The sequence below is a fragment of the Ruegeria sp. HU-ET01832 genome, assembly GCF_040371315.1.
In the GTDB taxonomy this organism is placed as follows: Bacteria; Pseudomonadota; Alphaproteobacteria; order Rhodobacterales; family Rhodobacteraceae; genus Ruegeria; species Ruegeria lacuscaerulensis_A.
The window spans coordinates 885,866-903,816 of sequence record NZ_BAABWL010000002.1; the positions used below are offsets into that span (position 1 = coordinate 885,866).

General features: G+C 58.5%; 26 protein-coding genes. 11 read left to right on the forward strand and 15 right to left on the reverse strand.

Annotated elements, in window-relative coordinates; translation table 11 throughout:
* Window positions 1–305 precede the first annotated feature (305 nt).
* Complete coding sequence (locus ABWV79_RS09615; protein ID WP_353391607.1) at window positions 306–1,103, forward strand: glycoside hydrolase family 25 protein; 798 nt, start codon at window positions 306–308, stop codon at window positions 1,101–1,103.
* Here the strand turns inward: ABWV79_RS09615 and trmD are convergent.
* The 11 genes from trmD to ABWV79_RS09670 form a co-directional block, all read right to left on the reverse strand.
* Window positions 1,100–1,903, reverse strand: a complete 804-nt coding sequence (trmD, locus tag ABWV79_RS09620) for a tRNA (guanosine(37)-N1)-methyltransferase TrmD (protein ID WP_170356101.1) — start codon at window positions 1,901–1,903, stop codon at window positions 1,100–1,102. The two genes, ABWV79_RS09615 and trmD, sit on opposite strands and share 4 nt — an antisense overlap.
* Window positions 1,900–2,715 (reverse strand): hypothetical protein, encoded by an 816-nt coding sequence (locus ABWV79_RS09625; protein WP_353391608.1) that lies wholly within the window; start codon window positions 2,713–2,715, stop codon window positions 1,900–1,902. Before ABWV79_RS09625 ends, trmD begins: the two co-directional genes overlap by 4 nt.
* On the reverse strand, window positions 2,715–3,218 hold the full coding sequence (rimM, locus tag ABWV79_RS09630; protein WP_170356103.1) for a ribosome maturation factor RimM: 504 nt from the start codon (window positions 3,216–3,218) through the stop codon (window positions 2,715–2,717). Before rimM ends, ABWV79_RS09625 begins: the two co-directional genes overlap by 1 nt.
* Window positions 3,211–3,357, reverse strand: a complete 147-nt coding sequence (locus ABWV79_RS09635; RefSeq protein WP_170356104.1) for a hypothetical protein — start codon at window positions 3,355–3,357, stop codon at window positions 3,211–3,213. Before ABWV79_RS09635 ends, rimM begins: the two co-directional genes overlap by 8 nt.
* A gap of 4 nt (window positions 3,358–3,361) precedes the next feature.
* Complete coding sequence (bluB, locus tag ABWV79_RS09640; protein ID WP_353391609.1) at window positions 3,362–3,997, reverse strand: 5,6-dimethylbenzimidazole synthase; 636 nt, start codon at window positions 3,995–3,997, stop codon at window positions 3,362–3,364.
* Between the two features lie 12 nt (window positions 3,998–4,009).
* The gene (rpsP, locus tag ABWV79_RS09645; RefSeq protein ID WP_353391610.1) at window positions 4,010–4,387 is read right to left on the reverse strand and encodes a 30S ribosomal protein S16; all 378 of its coding nucleotides are present in this window, start codon (window positions 4,385–4,387) and stop codon (window positions 4,010–4,012) included.
* Window positions 4,388–4,453: 66 nt separating this feature from the next.
* Window positions 4,454–4,750: a chorismate mutase gene (locus ABWV79_RS09650; RefSeq protein ID WP_170356107.1), complete on the reverse strand. Its 297-nt coding sequence runs from the start codon at window positions 4,748–4,750 to the stop codon at window positions 4,454–4,456.
* Entirely contained in the window at window positions 4,747–5,298 is a 552-nt protein-coding gene (locus tag ABWV79_RS09655) for a GNAT family N-acetyltransferase (protein ID WP_353391611.1), read from the reverse strand. Before ABWV79_RS09655 ends, ABWV79_RS09650 begins: the two co-directional genes overlap by 4 nt.
* Window positions 5,295–5,849, reverse strand: a complete 555-nt coding sequence (locus tag ABWV79_RS09660) for a GNAT family N-acetyltransferase (RefSeq protein ID WP_353391612.1) — start codon at window positions 5,847–5,849, stop codon at window positions 5,295–5,297. Before ABWV79_RS09660 ends, ABWV79_RS09655 begins: the two co-directional genes overlap by 4 nt.
* Window positions 5,846–7,354: a signal recognition particle protein gene (gene ffh / locus ABWV79_RS09665; protein ID WP_353391614.1), complete on the reverse strand. Its 1,509-nt coding sequence runs from the start codon at window positions 7,352–7,354 to the stop codon at window positions 5,846–5,848. The genes ABWV79_RS09660 and ffh overlap by 4 nt, the downstream gene beginning before the upstream one ends.
* 208 nt (window positions 7,355–7,562) lie before the next feature.
* The gene (locus tag ABWV79_RS09670; RefSeq protein ID WP_353391615.1) at window positions 7,563–8,081 is read right to left on the reverse strand and encodes a hypothetical protein; all 519 of its coding nucleotides are present in this window, start codon (window positions 8,079–8,081) and stop codon (window positions 7,563–7,565) included.
* A gap of 87 nt (window positions 8,082–8,168) precedes the next feature.
* Between ABWV79_RS09670 and ABWV79_RS09675 the strand changes: the two genes are divergently transcribed.
* Complete coding sequence (locus ABWV79_RS09675) at window positions 8,169–8,699, forward strand: prolyl-tRNA synthetase associated domain-containing protein (protein ID WP_353391616.1); 531 nt, start codon at window positions 8,169–8,171, stop codon at window positions 8,697–8,699.
* Here the strand turns inward: ABWV79_RS09675 and ABWV79_RS09680 are convergent, their stop codons facing one another.
* Window positions 8,700–9,440: an aspartate/glutamate racemase family protein gene (locus ABWV79_RS09680; RefSeq protein WP_353391617.1), complete on the reverse strand. Its 741-nt coding sequence runs from the start codon at window positions 9,438–9,440 to the stop codon at window positions 8,700–8,702.
* A gap of 66 nt (window positions 9,441–9,506) precedes the next feature.
* The gene (locus tag ABWV79_RS09685; protein WP_353391619.1) at window positions 9,507–10,088 is read right to left on the reverse strand and encodes an FMN-dependent NADH-azoreductase; all 582 of its coding nucleotides are present in this window, start codon (window positions 10,086–10,088) and stop codon (window positions 9,507–9,509) included.
* Window positions 10,089–10,206: 118 nt separating this feature from the next.
* Here ABWV79_RS09685 and ABWV79_RS09690 point away from each other — a divergent pair, with 118 nt between their 5' ends.
* Together ABWV79_RS09690 and ABWV79_RS09695 are read left to right on the forward strand one after the other, a co-directional pair.
* The gene (locus ABWV79_RS09690) at window positions 10,207–11,085 is read left to right on the forward strand and encodes a LysR family transcriptional regulator (RefSeq protein ID WP_353391620.1); all 879 of its coding nucleotides are present in this window, start codon (window positions 10,207–10,209) and stop codon (window positions 11,083–11,085) included.
* A complete protein-coding gene (locus ABWV79_RS09695) occupies window positions 11,082–12,002 on the forward strand; it encodes a DMT family transporter (protein ID WP_353391621.1) in 921 nt (306 codons plus the stop codon). The genes ABWV79_RS09690 and ABWV79_RS09695 overlap by 4 nt, the downstream gene beginning before the upstream one ends.
* Before the next feature lie 136 nt (window positions 12,003–12,138).
* Here ABWV79_RS09695 and ABWV79_RS09700 read toward each other — a convergent pair whose 3' ends face one another.
* On the reverse strand, window positions 12,139–12,474 hold the full coding sequence (locus ABWV79_RS09700; RefSeq protein ID WP_170356116.1) for an ArsR/SmtB family transcription factor: 336 nt from the start codon (window positions 12,472–12,474) through the stop codon (window positions 12,139–12,141).
* Between the two features lie 231 nt (window positions 12,475–12,705).
* Here ABWV79_RS09700 and ABWV79_RS09705 point away from each other — a divergent pair, with 231 nt between their 5' ends.
* The 7 genes from ABWV79_RS09705 (at window position 12,706) to ABWV79_RS09735 (ending at window position 17,146) form a co-directional block, all read left to right on the forward strand.
* A complete protein-coding gene (locus ABWV79_RS09705) occupies window positions 12,706–13,038 on the forward strand; it encodes an AtpZ/AtpI family protein (RefSeq protein WP_170356117.1) in 333 nt (110 codons plus the stop codon).
* Between the two features lie 2 nt (window positions 13,039–13,040).
* Window positions 13,041–13,799 (forward strand): F0F1 ATP synthase subunit A, encoded by a 759-nt coding sequence (locus tag ABWV79_RS09710; RefSeq protein WP_170356118.1) that lies wholly within the window; start codon window positions 13,041–13,043, stop codon window positions 13,797–13,799.
* 69 nt (window positions 13,800–13,868) lie between these two features.
* Window positions 13,869–14,093 carry a F0F1 ATP synthase subunit C gene (locus ABWV79_RS09715; RefSeq protein ID WP_005981269.1) on the forward strand — a complete coding sequence of 75 codons (225 nt, stop codon included), beginning with the start codon at window positions 13,869–13,871 and terminating at the stop codon, window positions 14,091–14,093.
* Between the two features lie 86 nt (window positions 14,094–14,179).
* The gene (locus tag ABWV79_RS09720; protein WP_353391622.1) at window positions 14,180–14,731 is read left to right on the forward strand and encodes a F0F1 ATP synthase subunit B'; all 552 of its coding nucleotides are present in this window, start codon (window positions 14,180–14,182) and stop codon (window positions 14,729–14,731) included.
* 5 nt (window positions 14,732–14,736) lie between these two features.
* A complete protein-coding gene (locus ABWV79_RS09725; protein ID WP_170356120.1) occupies window positions 14,737–15,297 on the forward strand; it encodes a F0F1 ATP synthase subunit B in 561 nt (186 codons plus the stop codon).
* A gap of 91 nt (window positions 15,298–15,388) precedes the next feature.
* Window positions 15,389–16,204 (forward strand): hypothetical protein, encoded by an 816-nt coding sequence (locus ABWV79_RS09730; protein ID WP_353391623.1) that lies wholly within the window; start codon window positions 15,389–15,391, stop codon window positions 16,202–16,204.
* Window positions 16,205–16,285: 81 nt separating this feature from the next.
* Window positions 16,286–17,146 (forward strand): glycosyltransferase family 2 protein, encoded by an 861-nt coding sequence (locus ABWV79_RS09735; RefSeq protein WP_353391624.1) that lies wholly within the window; start codon window positions 16,286–16,288, stop codon window positions 17,144–17,146.
* A 35-nt stretch (window positions 17,147–17,181) separates the two neighbouring features.
* Here the strand turns inward: ABWV79_RS09735 and ABWV79_RS09740 are convergent, their stop codons facing one another.
* Complete coding sequence (locus ABWV79_RS09740; protein ID WP_353391625.1) at window positions 17,182–17,946, reverse strand: FCD domain-containing protein; 765 nt, start codon at window positions 17,944–17,946, stop codon at window positions 17,182–17,184.
* Window positions 17,947–17,951: the final 5 nt, after the last annotated feature.

Genomic DNA, 17,951 nt, shown 5'->3' on the forward strand with positions numbered 1-17,951 from the left:
GGTCTTCACCGGGTCCTGCATGCAGCCCGCCAGAGGTCAGATCGAATGTTCCTTAGTCCAGTTTGTTCCGCCGCGCCGTGGCCGAAGAAAGCCGGGCGTCACGACATGGACCAAACCAAAACACCGGAGTCGCATGACGCGGCACCGGATTGCGGTCGTTTAAGGGCATTATGTGCAGGGATCAAGCCCAAAATGCTGAGAAACGGTGGGATTCCGCCGCCTCAAAACAGCATCGTTGCTTTGATCCGTCGATCAGGCATTCTGAGGGCAATTACAAGAGCAGTCATTTCAAACAGGAACTGATCATGCGCACTGCATTGATGCTTGCTGTCGCGGCTTTTGCCATCCTGTCCTGCGGTCGCAGCAGCCCGCCGCCGCAACAGGTCGAGGCCAACGCGTTTCTGGACACGACCTCACCTGCGGTGATTTTCCCGGCTTTCGGCGATGCTGATCCGCACCCGTGGGAGGGGCGCCATCCAGGCCACTATCCCGTGCACGGGCTGGACGTGTCGCGCTGGCAAGGGCCGATTGACTGGCAAAAGGCCAAGGCATCGGGTGTCAGCTTTGTGTTCATCAAGGCGACTGAGGGTGGTGATGTAGCTGATCCGATGTTTGCAAGTCACAGCAGCGGAGCAAAGGCCGCTGGAGTGCCTTGGGGGGCCTATCACTATTACTATTTCTGCCGCCCAGCGCGCGAGCAGGCGCAGTGGTTCATCCAGAATGTTCCCAAAGGATCGGACCTTCCGCATGTTCTGGATATGGAGTGGACGCCCCATTCCAAGACCTGCACTCTGCGCCCAGACGGTGCGACCGTTCGCGCCGAAGCTCAACGGTTTCTCGATATTCTCGAACGTCATTATGGGCGGCGTCCGATTGTCTACACGACTGTGGACTTTTATGCTGACACAGACATCGGGCGCCTGCCCAAGACAGAGTTCTGGCTGAGGTCCGTCGCCGGGCATCCAAGGAACGTTTATCCCAATGCGATTTGGCGGTTCTGGCAATACACGGGCACGGGGCTTGTGCCCGGTGTGCAGGGACCAGTGGACATCAACACCTTCAACGGCCCGCCCGAGATCTGGGCGCGGTGGAAGAACGGCTAGTCTTCGGACTTGGCTTTGGAGTAGGCGTCCCACAAGTCGGGGCGGCGCTCCTGTGTGATCCGCTCGGACATCTCATGCCTCCAATTGGCGATACGGCCGTGATGGCCCGACATCAGAATGTCCGGGATCGGGCGGCCCTTCCATTCGGCGGGGCGTGTGTATTGCGGGTGTTCCAGCAGGCCCGAGGAAAAGCTCTCCTCCTCAGCCGAAGCCTGATTGCCCAAAACGCCGGGGATCAGCCTTACGGTGGCGTCGATCAAAGCCTGCGCGGCAATCTCACCGCCGGTCATGACGAAGTCGCCCAAGGAGACCTCTTGCACGCCGTAATGCTCCAGAACGCGCTCATCGACGCCTTCGAACCGGCCACACAGCAGGGTCATGCCGTCACAGCGCGCCAGATTCTGCATCATGCGCTGATCCATCCGGCGGCCACGCGGGCTAAGGTAGATCAGCGGCCAGTTACCCCGCACCCCCGCCATCGTGTGTTCAATCGCCTCGCCTAGTACATCGGCGCGCAGCACCATGCCCGCGCCGCCGCCGGCGGGCGTGTCATCCACATTGCGGTGCTTGCCGACGCCGAACTGGCGCAGATCGACGGTTTCCAACTGCCACAGACCCTCTTGCAGCGCCTTGCCGGTCAGGCTTTCGCCCAACACACCGGGAAAAGCTGAAGGGAACAGAGTGATGATCTTAGCCTTCCACACCCCGTGCAAGTCGGGCGTTGGGGTCAGCAGCTCACGCGGTTTCAGGGTCGGGCGGATCGCCTTGCGCCCATGAGATTTCGACGGTTTTTCGGTCATGTCGCACCCATCAGCGCCTGCTGCGCCCGTTCAACTACGGCGGCCTTTTGCGCGACCAAGGCGGTTTCGTCCAGACGTGATCTGTTCAGGTCCAGCAATTCGGCCAAAACGTTCTCGGGCAGTCGAGTGTTCGATTTGGAGGGTGGGAGCAGCTGTTGCGCCTTGTCATAGGGTAAGTCCAGATAATCGGCAAAAGGCGTACCTGGCCCGAATTGGCGCAATTGCAGCTCTTCCAGCCATTCCGTGTTCACGGCGACGGTGGGCAGCTTGTCACGGATTTGGTCCACGGTCTCTTGCAACGATGGCAAATGGTCGATGCTGTCTCGGAATGCATCGAAATCCTGAACTTGCCGCATTCGCTGCAAATCATGGGCCCAAAGGCTGCGCAACCAACTGCCACGCTGACGCAAAGACAGGTAAAGCGTGATCTCGACCTCTTGCCCGGAAAACCTCTGGTGGATCGAATCCACAAGACAGGCGGCCAGATCGGGGGCTGCCGCATAGCCCTGTTCCAGATTGCGACTGGGGCGGAGGCCCGCGAAGTTTTCCTCGCTGAGGATCATCCCGCGCTTTTCCCCGAAATCCAGCGTGTCGAGGAAGTCGCGCATCTGGCTGCCGAACTCGGACAAGGTGCCGACGGTGCCATAAACGGAATGGTTGGTCGCTGCCCGCGACAGGCCCGAATTGCGCGTTCGATAGGGCAGGACCAACGCGAAATGCGGCCAGATCAACTCGCGATTTTCATAAAGGAAAGACTGTGCCGCAGTGGTGCCGGTCTTGTGCAGGCCCAGATGCAGCAGGACGCGGCGCATCAGATCAGCCCTTCGGGCGGGTCGGCGATGATGCGGCCTTGATCCAGATCGACCGTGGGGACGGCCTCAAGCGTGAAGGGTAGCAGAACGGTCGCCTTCAGTCCCGGCCCGTGTAGTTCCAGCAGGTCGGCAGCGCCGTGGTTTTGCACCGATTTTACCCGGCCCAGCAGGGTGCCGCCGGTGTCATAGACCTCAAGCCCGATCAGGTCGGTGTGATAGAATTCATCATCGGGCAACGAGGGCAGTTGATCACGCCGCGCAAACAGACGCAGACCTTTCAGCGCATCGGCTTGTTCCTTGGTTTCAACTCCGCCCAGACGCGCCGCAAAGCCGTTCTTGATCGACCGAGTCAGGACCAGCGGATAACGATCGCCACCGGCCTCGTCCGTCAGGGGGGAATAGGCCTCGATATCCTCGGGGATGGCGCAATAGCTCTTTAGCCGCACTTCACCGCGTACGCCATACGATCCCGCAATGCTGCCAACGCAGATCAGATCACTCATTTGCCCCATCCGTCACACATAGCCCGTCATCCCATTGTCCGATCCCTTCGCAGGCCTCGCGTTGGTTCGAGCGTTCGAAGAACACGCCGACAATAAAGGCGATCATCAACAGGATGGGAAGGCGTAATAACCCGAACATGCGCCTATCGCACCTCGATGGGCAGGCTGTCGTCGCGGCATTCCCAACCGACCTGTTCCAGCTCGGGCGTGTCCGATTGCGTTTCTGGCAGGCCAACGCAGAAATAACCGATCAGGCGCCAATCCTCGGGTACGTCCAAATCACGCGCCATCTGGTCCGGGTCCAGAATGGATACCCAACCCAACCCCAGACCTTCGGCCCGCAAGGCCAGCCAGAACAGGGTGATGGCCGAAACCACCGAATAGCGCCGCATCTCGGGCATCGTGTCTGCGCCCAGACCTTGCCCCTTGTCCGTGGCATCGTCGCAGAACACGGCCAGTTGGACCGGGGCCTCTTGCATCCCCGACAGTTTCAGGCGGCTGTAGAGTTGCGCCTTTTCGCCGGAATACCCTTCCAATGCCTGCGCATTGGCAGTTTGAAAATTTCGCAGCGCCGCGTCGCGCGCGGCCTGACTTTCGACGCGGATCACGCGCCAGGGTTCGCTCAGCCCCACCGAAGGGGCTAGCCGAAACGCGTCGAGGCAGCGCGTCAGCACTGCCTCGTCAATCGCGTCGGTGCGGAACCGACGCACATCGCGCCGGAGCCGCAGCAACAGGTCAAACTGCGCGCGAAAATCGTCAGTGAAAGTCTGATCCCGCACGCGCCTGCCTGCTTATTCTTCTGCAGCCGGTGCAGCAGCAGCTTCTGCCGCCTCAGCAGCCTTGGCCGCTTTCTCTTCGGCGCGTTCCTGAGCTTTCTTGCCCGGGGTACCCTTGTTGGGGTTGTTGCGCTCGGCTTTGTCGCGTGCGCCAGCTGCTTCCAGCATACGTGCGATCCGGTCGGTGGGCTGGGCGCCCTGGTCCAGCCAGTACTGGATGCGCTCCAGGTTCATTTTCACGCGCTCTTCGCTGTCTTTGGGCAGCAGCGGGTTGTAGGTGCCCAGTTTCTCGATGAAACGGCCATCGCGAGGCATACGGCTGTCAGCCGCAACGATGCGATAGAAGGGACGTTTTTTCGAGCCGCCGCGGGCGAGACGAATTTTCATTGCCATGGTGGTATCTCCTTAAGATGGCGTGACCGGTCACGGACCGGGTATTCTATGGGTGGAAACGACGGGTCATTCCTGATGTTTCCGGTGGTGTCGGATGACTTCCTGAATGATGAAATTCAGGAAAGCCTTGGCGAAGTCGGGATCCAGATCGGCCTCTTTCGCCAGGTCTTCAAGCCGAGCGATCTGCGCGGCTTCGCGCGTAGGATCGGACGGGGGAAGGTCGTGTTCGGCCTTGAGCTTGCCGACGGCCTGAGTGTGCTTGAAACGCTCGCCCAGCGTATAGACAAGGATCGCGTCCAGCCGGTCGATGCTTTCGCGATGCTCTTTCAGCAGCGCGGCAGCTTGTGCTACGGGGTCGGTCATTGGGCGGTCCTCTCAGCCGTCAAAGCAGGGTCGGAAATATCGAGTTTCGGGTGCCGCCAGACCTGACAGGGTGTGCCAACGACCTCGCCTTCACGCTCAAAGGTGGCGCCAAGCCGTTTCGCCAGCGCGCGCGAGCGGTCGTTGTCATGGGCAATATACGAGATCGGAGCGTTCACGCCGTTGTGGCGCGCGGCATAGGCGCGGGCGGCAGATGCAGCCTCAAACGCGATGCCTTTGCCTTCGAACCCACCCAGAACGACCCAGCCGAGTTCGGGCTCATCCCAGCCAGGCGCGTTGATGATGCCAGTCCAGCCTGCAAACGCATAGCTGGCTTTGTCGACGATATGCCAGCCACCATAGCCCAGAACGGCCCAATGTCCGAACCGACCCATGAACGAACGCCATGTTTCCAATGCCGTTTTTGGCCCGCCGACCATATGGCTGCGCTCTGTTTCAAAGAATGCGGTCATGGCAGGCAGATCGTCAACATGCGGCGCACGCAAGATCAGGTTCTCTGTCTCGACAGTCGGGATCGTATAGGAGATCATGCGTAAGCCTCCATCCCGCCATTCACCAGATCGGCAGGGGCAGGGTGCCGCCAGACCTGCATCGCGCCAAAGGCAGGGTGGTCATAGGTGTAGTCGAACTTGGCGCCCAATCGGTCCGCGACGGCCTTACTGGCGGTGTTTTCCGGGTCAATCATGGAAACGGCTGTTTCCCAACCCAAGACTTCGTAGGCATGAGACCGAGCAGCCAGCGCCGCCTCGGTGGCATAACCTTTGCCGGTTGCGTCGTTCATCAAGGTCCAGCCGATTTCGGGTTCTGGCCAACTATGCGGAAACCACAGACCAACGTGACCGACATATCTGCCGGAATCTTTTTCTTCGACACCCCAGAACCCGTAGCCGCGCAAGACCCAATGCCCCAAAAGCTGAGCCATCAGGCGCCAAGTTTCATCCGACCGCTTCGGTCCGCCCAGAAACTTCGACGCATCCGATGCGAAAAATTCCGCTTCGGCGTCGAAGTCTGACTCGGACAGGGCGCGCAGGATCAGGCGCTCGGTCTCAAGCCGGGGGATATGAGGGGTGAGGGTGTTCACTTTTTCTTCCCGAACCCGCTAAGGCCCGGAGGCAGGGCCATGCCGCCGCCCATTCCGGGCATGCCACCGGGCATCTTGCCACCCATCGCCTTGGCTGCAGCCTCAAGCGCCTTGGGGTCCATGCCTGCGGCCATGTCTTCGGGCGAGGGGCCGCCTTTGCCGAACATGCCTTTCATGGCCTGTTTCAGCATCTTGCCTTTGCCCATTTTGCCCATCTTCTTCATCATGTCCGACATCTGCCGGTGCATCTTGAGCAGCTTGTTGAGGTCGCTGACCTCCATCCCCGAACCCGCCGCAATCCGTTTCTTGCGGCTGGCCTGCAACAGCTGAGGGTTGGCGCGTTCGCGTTTGGTCATCGACTGGATCATGGCGATCTGCTGGCGCAGGATCTTGTCGTCCAGACCGGCCTGATCCATCTGCTTGGCCATTTTACCCATGCCCGGCATCATGCCCATCATGCCCTGCATGCCGCCCATCTGGATCATCTGTTCCAGCTGCATTTTCAGGTCGTTCATGTTGAACTGACCTTTGACCATGCGCTTCATCATGCGCTCGGTCTGTTCGATCTCCATCGTTTCCTGGGCTTTTTCGACCAGGGCAACAATGTCGCCCATGCCCAGAATACGACCGGCGATCCGGTCCGGCTCGAAGGTCTCAAGCGCGTCCATCTTCTCGCCCAGCCCGACGAAGCGGATGGGCTTGCCGGTGACTGCGCGCATCGACAGCGCCGCACCACCGCGCCCGTCGCCGTCCATCCGGGTCAGAACTACGCCGGAAATGCCGACCTTGGCGTCGAATTCTTCGGCCACTTCAACAGCGACCTGACCAGTCAGGCCGTCGACCACCAGCAGGGTTTCGCGCGGATCGACCACGTTGCGAACCTGCTCGACCTCATCCATCAGGACTTCGTCGATGTGCAGACGGCCCGCGGTATCCAGCATGTAGACGTCATAGCCACCCAACGTTGCCTGCTGCTTGGCGCGCTTGGCGATATCCACCGGCTTTTGACCAGGTACGATCGGCAGCGTATCAACGCCGACCTGCGTCCCCAACACGGCCAGCTGATCCATCGCTGCCGGGCGATAGACGTCGAGCGAGGCCATCAGAACCTTCTTGCCCTCTTTCTCTTTGAGGCGTTTCGCCAGCTTACCGGTCGTGGTCGTCTTGCCCGAGCCCTGCAGACCGACCATCAGGATCGGGGCAGGCGGGTTGTCGATCTTCAGCTTGTCGGGGTCTTCTTCGCCACGCAGGGTATCGACCAGCGCGTCATGGACGATCTTGACGACCTGCTGGCCGGGGGTGATCGACTTGGTGACGGCCTGACCGGTCGCCTGTTCCTGCACTTTCTTGACGAAGGCACGGGCCACCGGCAGCGAGACGTCGGCCTCAAGCAGGGCAACGCGAACTTCGCGCAGGGCGGTTTTGACGTCTTCCTCAGACAGAGCGCCCTGTTTGGTCAGCCGGTCAAAGACGCCAGAAAGGCGTTCGGATAGATTTTCAAACATGCCTTCGGCCTCCTTAGCCGGTTATCTGGTGGCGCCTCCTAGATAGGATGCGTCGGTTAAATGCACAAACGCCCCCTCCCACTGAATTTGACGTGGGGGTCATGCCAAATGGCATTGCCCCCACGGGCGAAACTCGCTGGTGGGGGGCGATCCCTTAACGACTGAAGGGACCGGAAGATCAGACGCTTCCGGATGTTTGAAGGGGGCTTTAGGCCGATTGGCTGTCAGAGTCAACCGCTCGCGCCGGAAGCCAGTCATTGACCGCGTCCACCAGCCGCTGCGCCCCGTGCCCGCTTACATAGGATTCGACAATCGGGTGTCGGCCTGCACTCATGCCCTTTTCCAGGATCAGAACGGGACGGTGCATCTTGGACGTGGTTCTGTCGCGGGTCGATGTGGTGGTTTCCACCTCGGCATGGGACAGGTTCGACAGCTCATGTTCTACGGTGTCATAGCCAAAGACGGATTGGCGGCGGATCAAAACGCTGTTGCTGGGTCGATCCAAAATCACCTGTACGCGCCGCACAAAGACGCAGAAAGCGCCGATGCCCATCCCGCCGCCAAACACAGCAAAGAACAGACCGAACAGAATGCCCTCGCCGCCTTCGGTTGCCATGAACAGGCCAGCGCCGACAAAGGCAAGGATGAAGAAGATCAGTGAGATGCCAATGAACCAGGGCGTATTAGAAAGGATCAATTGGTTCGGAGTATTGCGCGTGACTTTCATGGCGGCACGCTAGCACTGTATTCCGACGCTGTCTGGCTTGAATTTGTCCGCACGTTGCGCGATGAGCACGCCAAACAGGAGTTACCCATGGACGCATCATCCGCCTTTCAGGACACATTACCGCTGAGTTCCGACGCGCTACTGGCGCAACTAGACGATTGGGGCCTGACTTATACGCTGCACACCCATGTGCCGCTGCGCACGGTTGAGGATTCAAAGGCGGTCGAGGATCAGTTCATGGTGCCCGGCGAAAACGCGTTGCGGGTCAAGAACCTGTATCTGCGCGACAAGAAAAAGCGGAACTATCTTGTAACGCTGGAGCAGAACGCCGAAATCGACCTTAAGGCGCTGGGGGCTGAACTGGGTGTCGGTAACCTGTCCTTTGGGTCGGCGGATCGTTTGTTGCAGAACCTTGGTATCCGTCCCGGCGCGGTGAGCCCTTTGGCGATGATCAACGGGGTGCAGAACGAGGTACGGTTCTTCATGGACGGCGCAGCCAAGCAGGCGGATGTCATCTATATGCACCCGCTGGTCAATGACCGCACCGTTGCAATGCCACGGGACGATCTGCTGGCGTTTTGTGATCGTACCGGGGTCGAGATTAACTGGTTGCCCTGATCAGTCCCCTAGCGCTTGGGCCAAGGCGGCCGAGACATGTGCGGCGGAAGGGTTGATGAAAAGATGCCCGTCTGCCTCAAACACCGGATCGTCCAGATGGTTGGGGAAGGCTAAAGGCAGTTCGGTGCAGGCCAGCAGGATCGCGGTGCCAGTGCGCGCATGTTTGTTGCAGAACGCAAGCAAACGGGCATGCGCTTCGTCGGACGCCCCACCGTAAAAGTCGCTGTCGATCATCGCTTGCATCTCGGCGATCTCGGCGTCGGGCAGCCGCTTGTTGGCGACAACGCCATGTTCGGCCAGCTTTTCGGCATAGTTGGTCGCTTCCATCGTGACGGTTGTTCCCAGAACCAGCGCCTCAGAGGCTTTGGTGCGCGCTGTCACCTCTGCAGTGGCGTCGAAAATACTGAGAATCGGCATCGCCACGCCTTGTCGTATCGAATGAAGTCGAGCGTGGGGCGTGTTGGACGCGATGATGCCGAAATCACATCCGGCCCGCTCCAACGTCAGCAATGCCTCGCGAAAGACTGCGTCGAAGGCCGACCAACTCTCCTCGTCCCCGGCGATACCGCGCAAAGCGCGCGTTTTGGCCTGCGTGACGGATTCGATGGTCATCGGAGGGATGGGCAGCGGAGATGTATGACCCCGTTCAGCGAAATGGCGGCTCGCGCCCTCGGCGATGGCGCGGTAGTAGTCCACGGTCGAGGCCCAGCCCACACCGCCCAGAATTCCGATTTTTTTCATGCCCGGTGTCCAGTCTGCAATTGTCTGTTCAGGTGCAGACTGGACGTTTTAGGGCGTAACGGTCAATCAGGCCGCCAATTCCGAAACAGCCTTTTGCGCGTTGCTAAGGGTCGTTTCAGCGTCCAGTGCCATTTTATCGGCTGCGATGACGTCGACATTATGAATGCCGATGAAGCCCAGAACATGCTTGGCATAGTCGGTGGCAAAGTCGATCTCGGACCCGACTGCGGTGCCGCCAGAAGCGATGGCCAGAACTGCGCGTTTGCCGTCCAACAGTCCCTTTGGGCCGTTTTCACTGTAGGAAAAGGTCAGTCCGGCGCGGGCGACCAGGTCGATCCACGCCTTGAACGCCGCAGGCACCGAGAAATTATAGATGGGCAGGCCGATCACGACCGTATCAGCTTCTTGCAGTTCCGTCACCAGAGCGTCGGAAAGGGACAGAAGGTCACGCTGGACCGCGTCGCGCTGATCGGCGGGAGTGAAATTGGCATTGATCCACGCTTCGGTCAGTAGCGGTAGCGGAGTCGCCAGGTCGCGGCGGATGATACGGCTGGCACCAAGGTGCTTGACGATACGGTCAGAAAGGTCACGGGTCGTTGATCCTGTTCGGCGGGCCGAGGCGTCAATGTGCAGAACTGTGTTGGTCATGATGGTCTCCTTCAGGCGGTGAATTCTGTGTCTGGTCCCAATATGAATGTTGCGTTGGTGAACAAAACTCTGATATCCCAACAGTAAGTGTTAAAATTTGCACAATGGACAAGATGCAATGGACAATTGGGATGAAGTGAGAACCGCGTATCAGGTGGCGCGCATGGGGACGGTCAGCGGTGCCGCCGAAGTGTTGGGCGTTCACCACGCCACCGTTATCCGCCATATCGACGCGATCGAGGCGCGGCTGGGGGTCAAATTGTTCCAGCGCCACGCCCGTGGATACACGCCGACCGAGGCGGGCGACGACCTTCTGCGCGTAGCGCAAGCGACCGAAGATCAATTCAACCAGTTGGTTGGGCGCATGAAAGGCCGCGGAGACGACGTATCCGGAGAGCTGGTGGTGACTTCTCTGTCCTCGTTGGCGCCGTTGGTTGTGCCGGTGCTGAGCACATTCCAGCGCCTGCATCCTGATCTGATCGTCCGCTATCTGACCGGTGACCGTCTATTCCGGCTGGAATATGGTGAGGCACATGTGGCGATCCGCGCCGGGTCGGCGCCGGATCAGCCCGACAATGTTGTGCAGCCATTCATGAAACAAGAGGTCGGCTTATATGCGAGCATGGCATACATCGAACGTCACGGCAAACCAGCCGGGGTCGAGGATTTTGCCAGCCATTTCTTTGTCAGTACCGATGACGAAACCAGCCGCGCGCCGTTTTCGCGTTGGTTGCGCGAAACGGTCCCTGCTGATCGCATCACTTTTCGCTGCACCAACAATTTCTGCATCCGCGAGGCCGTTCTTTCTGGAGCAGGCATTGGTTTCATGGCGCGGTGGGAGGCTGCCCGTGACCCCAATCTGATCGAGGTGATCCCGCCGCTGTCCGAGTGGTTCGGCAACCTTTGGCTGGTGACGCATGTGGATTTGCACCGCACGACCAAGGTGCAGTCGTTCCTTTCCTATCTGAAAGAGCAATCCAAAGGCTGGCAGCAATGACCCCTCCGGCGCGTGGCCATTTGGCCATGCTGGTCTTTTCTGCCTTGGTCGCGGGCAGTTTCTCACTAGGCTCAATGATTGCCAACCAGATCTCGCCCGAGGCGGTCACTGCCGTGAGGTTTGCAATTGCGGCCATCGTGATCGGGGCAACAGCGTTGATGACCACAGGCTTGCCGCGCAGCGCTGCGCAAGCTCCTTGGCGTTACCTGGTGTTGGGCGGGCTTTTTGCGACCTATTTTGTTCTTATGTTTCACGGGCTGAAGACCGCCCCTCCGGTCAGCGCGGCTGCGGTTTTTACCCTGACTCCGGTTTTGTCAGCGATCGCCGGATGGTTTCTGTTGCGTCAGGTCACCACGCCAAGGATGGCATTGGCGCTAAGCATTGGGGCCGTTGGGGCGCTTTGGGTGATCTTCCGGGCGGATTGGCAAGCGTTCACGGCTTTTCAAATCAACAAGGGTGAGGTCATTTATTTCTGGGGGTGTATAGCTCATGCTGTTTATACGCCGATGGTGCGTAAACTGAACCGCGGCGAACCCGCCGTGGTGTTCAGTTTCGGAACCATGGTAGCAGGTTGCCTGCTTTTGACGATCTATGCGTGGTCCGACATTCGCGACACCGACTGGGCCAACCTGCCCATGATCGTGTGGATCGGGTTGCTGTATCTGTCGATCTTCGCGACCGCCGCCAGTTTTGTTCTGGTTCAGTTTTCGGCCCTGCGTCTGCCGTCGGCCAAGGTTATGGCCTATACTTATCTTGTCCCCAGTTGGGTCATTCTATGGGAGATTGCGCTGGGCAACGGCGCCCCCGTGGCACTGGTTTTGGTCGGCGTCGCTCTGACATGCGTTGCATTGTTGATGCTCCTCAGGCCCGACGGACCCAAAGGGGCGGAACCTGTTTTTAAGGCCGATCGAAACTGAACTGAAGGTTGCTCAACAGGCCGAGGCCGCAAAACGTCTCGACCTGTGCGGCATGAACCGTTTGCGTCATCCTTAGAAGAGATAGATTTGGTTTTGGCAGCATACAACGAAACATGCGCCTGCCATTGTCAATTGGTCAGGTGTCGTCTGTCAAAGGCAATTGGCTTTCCAGAAACCGTTCGAACGCATCCAGGTTGACCGGCTCGAATTGTCCGAACCCCTGCATCCAGACCGAGGCCGACCGTAGCGCGTCGGGTTCCAGCTTGCACCATTTCACCCGGCCGCGTTTTTCCTGGCTGATCAGCCCGGCCTTGGTCAGGATCATCAAATGCTTCGAGATCGCGGCCAGTGACATCTCGAACGGTTCGGCAACATCGGTGACGGCCATGTCATCCTCCAACAGCATTGCAAGGATGGCGCGGCGTGTGGGGTCGGCAAGGGCCGCGAAAACGGTATCGAGATCACTGGACATGCTTCCGCTCAATCACAGCGGTCTGCTTTGGTCAACCATTTGGTTGAATATGGAAGATCCGGTCCATTTATGCCCGCGCAGGATCAACGGGTACGCCTGCGGCGAGACAGTGGAATATTTTAATATTTAAAATCAAAGGCTTAAATGCAATTCGAGTGCGACCTATACACCGTTGACTCTATGCCCGCATCGCCTTAGCACCCTACCCAAGACTGTGCGAGGGAAACGCCCGTGACCGATGACGACCAAAAGCAGCGTATGGCGCAGCTGGAGGCCAAGATCGACGCGGCGAAAAAGGCTAAACAGCCCCCCAAACGCGCAGACAGTGACATATCCGGTGGCGAGCTTGCCTGGAGGATGGTCATCGAAATGGTATCTGGTCTGGGGATCGGGTTTGGCATCGGATACGGGCTGGACAGCCTGCTCGGGACGATCCCGATCTTTCTGGTGCTGTTTACATTGCTGGGCCTTGTCGCGGGCGTGAAGGTTATGCTCCGCAGCGCGAAAGAGGTCCAAGAGAAACAAACGGCGGCGACGGCTGCCGAGAAGGACGAGAGGGACTGAACGTGGCAACCGAGACCACCGCAGCAGAAGGCAGCAGCCTGGTATTCCACCCGATGGACCAGTTCATCGTCAAACCGTTGTTCGGCGACGGTGCGGTGGGCATGTTCACCATCACCAACGTGACGCTGTGGCTGTTCTTTGCGATCGTAGCGATTGTTCTGCTGCTGATCGTGCCAACCTCGAAGCGTGCGATTGTTCCGACCCGGATGCAGTCGGTGGCCGAACTGGCCTACGGCTTCATTTACAAGATGCTGGAAGACATCTGCGGCAAGGAAGGCGTCAAGTTCTTCCCCTATGTCATGACCCTGTTCATGTTCATCGTGACCGCGAACTTCCTGGGCCTGATCCCGACCTCGTTCACCACCACATCGCATTTCGCCGTGACCATCCCGCTGGCGCTGGCTGTCTTCCTGACCGTCACCATTCTGGGATTTGTCAAGAACGGCGCGGGCTTCCTGAGCCTGTTCTGGGTCTCCAGCGCGCCGATGGCGCTGCGCCCGATCCTGGCGATCATCGAGCTGATCTCGTACTTTGTGCGCCCGGTCAGCCACTCCATTCGTCTGGCCGGTAACGTCATGGCGGGCCACGCGGTGATCAAGGTGTTCGCAGGCTTTGCCGCGATTGCCGTGATCTCGCCCGTGTCGGTTCTGGCAATCACCGCAATGTACGGTCTTGAGGTCCTGGTGGCCTTTATCCAGGCCTACGTATTCACCATTCTGACCTGTGTTTACCTCAAGGACGCTCTGCATCCGCATCACTGATTGGGTCTTGCACCCAGCACAGGAACGATAACCAAACATCGAAACTTCCAATTCGTAAGGAGATACATCATGGAAGGCGATCTCGCACACATCGGCGCAGGCCTGGCAGCAATCGGTTCCGGCGCAGCCGCAATCGGGGTGGGCAACGTTGCAGGCAACTTCCTGGCCGGCGCCCTGCGCAACCCTTCGGCGGCTGCTTCGCAGACCGCAACCCTGTTCATCGGTATCGCATTCGCAGAAGCCCTGGGGATCTTCGCATTCCTGGTCTCGCTGCTGCTGATGTTCGCCGTCTAATCTGCGGAACCTGATCCTTACGCGCAGGTGGGTCCAAGCCATAGCGGCCCACCTGTTGTAAAGACAACGTTCCGACGGAGGACATCATGGCGACTGAACCCCTAGCCAAAGAAGTAGCAGGCTCCTGTGTTGACTCGTATGGGTCGGCCATCGGGATGCCGCAGCTCTGCTTTGATTGGTTCCCCAACCAGATTTTCTGGCTGGTCATCACGCTGGTCGTCATCTTTCTGGTCCTGTCCCGCGTGGCTCTGCCCCGCATCGCGGCAATCCTGGCTGAGCGTCAGGGGACCATTACAAATGACCTGGCTGCGGCCGAAGATCTGAAGGCCAAGGCGGTCGAGGCCGAAGAGGCCTATAACAAGGCGCTGGCCGATGCCCGTGCCGAAGCGCAGCGTATCGCTGCTGAGGCGCGCGCCGAGATTCAGTCTGGTCTGGATGACGCGATTGCCAAGGCGGATGCTGAAATCGCTGCAAAAGCGGCTGAATCGGAAAAGGCAATTGCCGAAATCCGTGCCGGTGCGCTGGAAAGCATTCAAGTGGTTGCCAAGGATACGGCAGCTGAACTGGTTACAGCACTGGGTGGCGAGGCGGATGCCAAAGCCATCGACGGTGCCGTTGACGCGCAGATGAAAGGATAAGTGACATGCGGAATACTCTTGCCCTTATCCTGACCCTCGGCGCTGCCAGCCCAGCGCTGGCCGCAAGTGGCCCGTTCTTCTCGCTTGGCAACACCGACTTTGTGGTCCTGCTGGGCTTCATCGTGTTCATCGCGGTTCTGTTCTACTTCAAGGTGCCCGGCATGATCGGTGGCGCGCTGGACAAGCGGGCCGAAGGCATCAAGTCCGAACTGGACGAAGCCCGCGCCCTGCACGAAGAAGCGCGTAGCTTGCTGGCCTCGTATGAGCGCAAGCAGCGCGAAGTGCAGTCTCAGGCGGATGCCATCGTGGCAGCAGCCAAGGACGATGCGGTACTGGCAGCTGAACAAGCCAAGGTCGATCTGGAGAAGTCCATTGCTCGTCGTTTGGCGGCAGCACAGGACCAGATCGCATCGGCGGAGGCTTCTGCCGTGAAAGAGGTGCGCGATCAGGCCATCACCGTTGCTGTTTCCGCGGCCAACGCGGTTCTGGCAAAGCAGATGACAGCTACGCAGGCCAACAAGCTGATCGACGCGGCCATCGCGGATGTAGGCGAAAAGCTGCACTGACCGCTGAACATAATTCGAAACCTTGACCCGAAAGCCCGCTTTCGGGTCAAGGCGCTTTGAAAGACCCCTCGCCTGAATTGCTGGAATTTTGATGAACATTCTCGGCATTGTTCGAAATGGTGGAGAATCCCTGACCGCAACGCTCTTGCGCATCGAACAGCTGCGGGCGCACCTTGAGAGCAGTCGCGTGATCATCGCGACCAACGATAATAAAGACAATACCGACGACATCCTACAAGATTACGCGGCTCAGAACGCGGGAGTAGATGTGCTCTTTCTGGACAGTATGTTGGACCTGTTCGATGAACGCGTAGAGCGTATTGCCGTCGCCAGAAATGCAGTTCTTGAACATCTTCTTGCCACCAATCCGGTCCATCCTTTGACACTGGTTCTTGATATGGACGGCCCCAATACGCAGATGAAAACAAGTCAGGTGTTGAGCGCGGCGGCGCGTCAGGTGCCACAATGGGACGCTGTGTTTGCAAACTCATTGCCTGCATATTATGACCTTTACGCCTTGCGATGTGCGGGCTGGAGCGATCAAGACCCGTGGCGAGAGCTTACGGCGCTAACGCGACCACGGATGTTGCGCAGTGTCTGGTGGCGACGGATGCAGCGGAAAGTCATCTATAGTCGTCAATACTCAATACCAACCGACGCGCCTCTGATTGAGGTGGAGAGTGCTTTCGGCGGGTTGGGCTTGTATAAGACCGAAGCTTTGCGCGGTGCGACGTACCAGCCACGGGATGAGACCGGTCAAATCACCTGCGAGCATACGACTCTGCATCATTCGATGCGAAGCGCGGGAAAACGTCTTTTTATTGACCCCGGTCTTTTAACTTTGGCGCAAACCGAGCATATGGGCCCCGGCAGCGGAAAGCGCATTCCAAAGAAGCTGTTGCAATGATCGGCTTGTCAGAAATGATGCAGTCGCACAGAAACACTTTTTTGCACCAATGCAGCTTGGTCTTGGGTGGTAGGATTACGCATGACGAATATGCCCAAGATAAGTCTGGTCGTTCCAAACCTGAACTGCGCCGAATTTCTTGAGCAGACCATTGCGTCAGTTGTCAGCCAGTCTTACCCCAGTCTTGAGCTGATCTTGTCGGATGGGGGAAGCACAGACGGGTCGCTTGATATTGTCGAAAGATATCGCGGGGCATTCACACATATCATATCCGAGCCGGATACGGGTCAAGCCAACGCGGTCAACAAGGGGTTTGCTCTCGCCACTGGCGAGGTCATGGGGTGGATCAATTCCGATGATGTCCTAATGCCGGGAGGGCTCGGACTTGTTGGGTCTCTTTTTGCGCTAAAGCCAAAGTTGGACTGGGTGACGGGCAAGCTCACGACGATAGACGAGGCAGGACGTATTTTGGCCTCTCGACGCCCAAGGCCAATTTCGTATCAACGGTTTCTTGCGGGCGACTATCAGTGGGTGCAGCAGGAGTCGACATTTTGGCGACGCAGCCTTTGGGACAAAGCCGGAGGACAACTTGACGAGCGCCTGTCCTTGGCTGTGGATGGCGAACTTTGGCTGCGGTTTTCACGCTATGCCGAACTGATCCCCGTTCACGATAAGATCGGTGCGTTTCGGTTCCGCACAGGCCAACGTTCAGAAGCAATAGACGCCTATCATGCAGAAATGCTGGTTGTAATAGCCAATGAAAAGCAGAGTGCAGATAGCCCTGACGCCGTTACGAAATCCGTTCTGGCCGCGCCTACCAAGCTGCGTAGTTGGTTCGAAGCTGATAGCAGTTTTCCCGGACTGACCGATTGCGATCCAAAACCGATAAAGAACGTGAGTCTTTGGAAGCACAGGTTTGCACGAGTTATTCGCAAGCTGTGACCATTGCTGAAACTCAGGCGGTGCCGCGTACCAGGTCAGCGTGTTTCGTGATCCAGCCGTTGCCTTGCGATTTCTTCGTTCCGTAAGGCTTTTTGGTGATCCTGTGTGCATTGCTGAACGAAATTCAAGTGTCTCTGGACGGCTTCGCGGGCGCCTTCTGGGTCACGCGCCTGTAGCGCGGTATTGATCGCTCGATGCTGGTCCAAGATGGCTTCTCGGGTTGTGCGCTGATTGAACATCATTTGGCGGTTGTAAAAGACGCCCTGTCGTAACAGATCGAACATCGACCGCATCATATGCAGCATAACGACGTTGTGGCTGGCCTCGATGATGGCCATGTGGAATTGGGCGTCCAGATTAGCCTCATCTTCCGGCGCATTGCGGGCATGGGCGGCCTCCATCTTTTCAAAGATCGTATGGACAACTTTCAAGTCGCTTTCAGATCCCATTCTCGCTGCGCGCTCAGCTGCCAAGCCCTCCATATCCCGTCGGAATGAGAGATAATCGAAAACAGCCTCTTCATGGCTCCCGAACAGTCGGATCAGAGCAGGGGAAAACGCCGAGCCCAAGACCTCGGCGACGTATATGCCCGAGCCTGCTTTAGCCGTCAGCAACCCTTGTTCTTGCAGTTCCGATATCGCATCCCGCAGCGACGGCCGCGACACGCCCAGCCGCTCGGCCATTTCACGCTCGGCAGGCAGTCGTTCGCCCGGGCGCAGGATGCCCCGAAGGATCAGCAGTTCGATCTGTCGAACCACCGCGATCGATAGCTTTTCGGTCTGAATTTTTTGAAAGGGCATCGGGA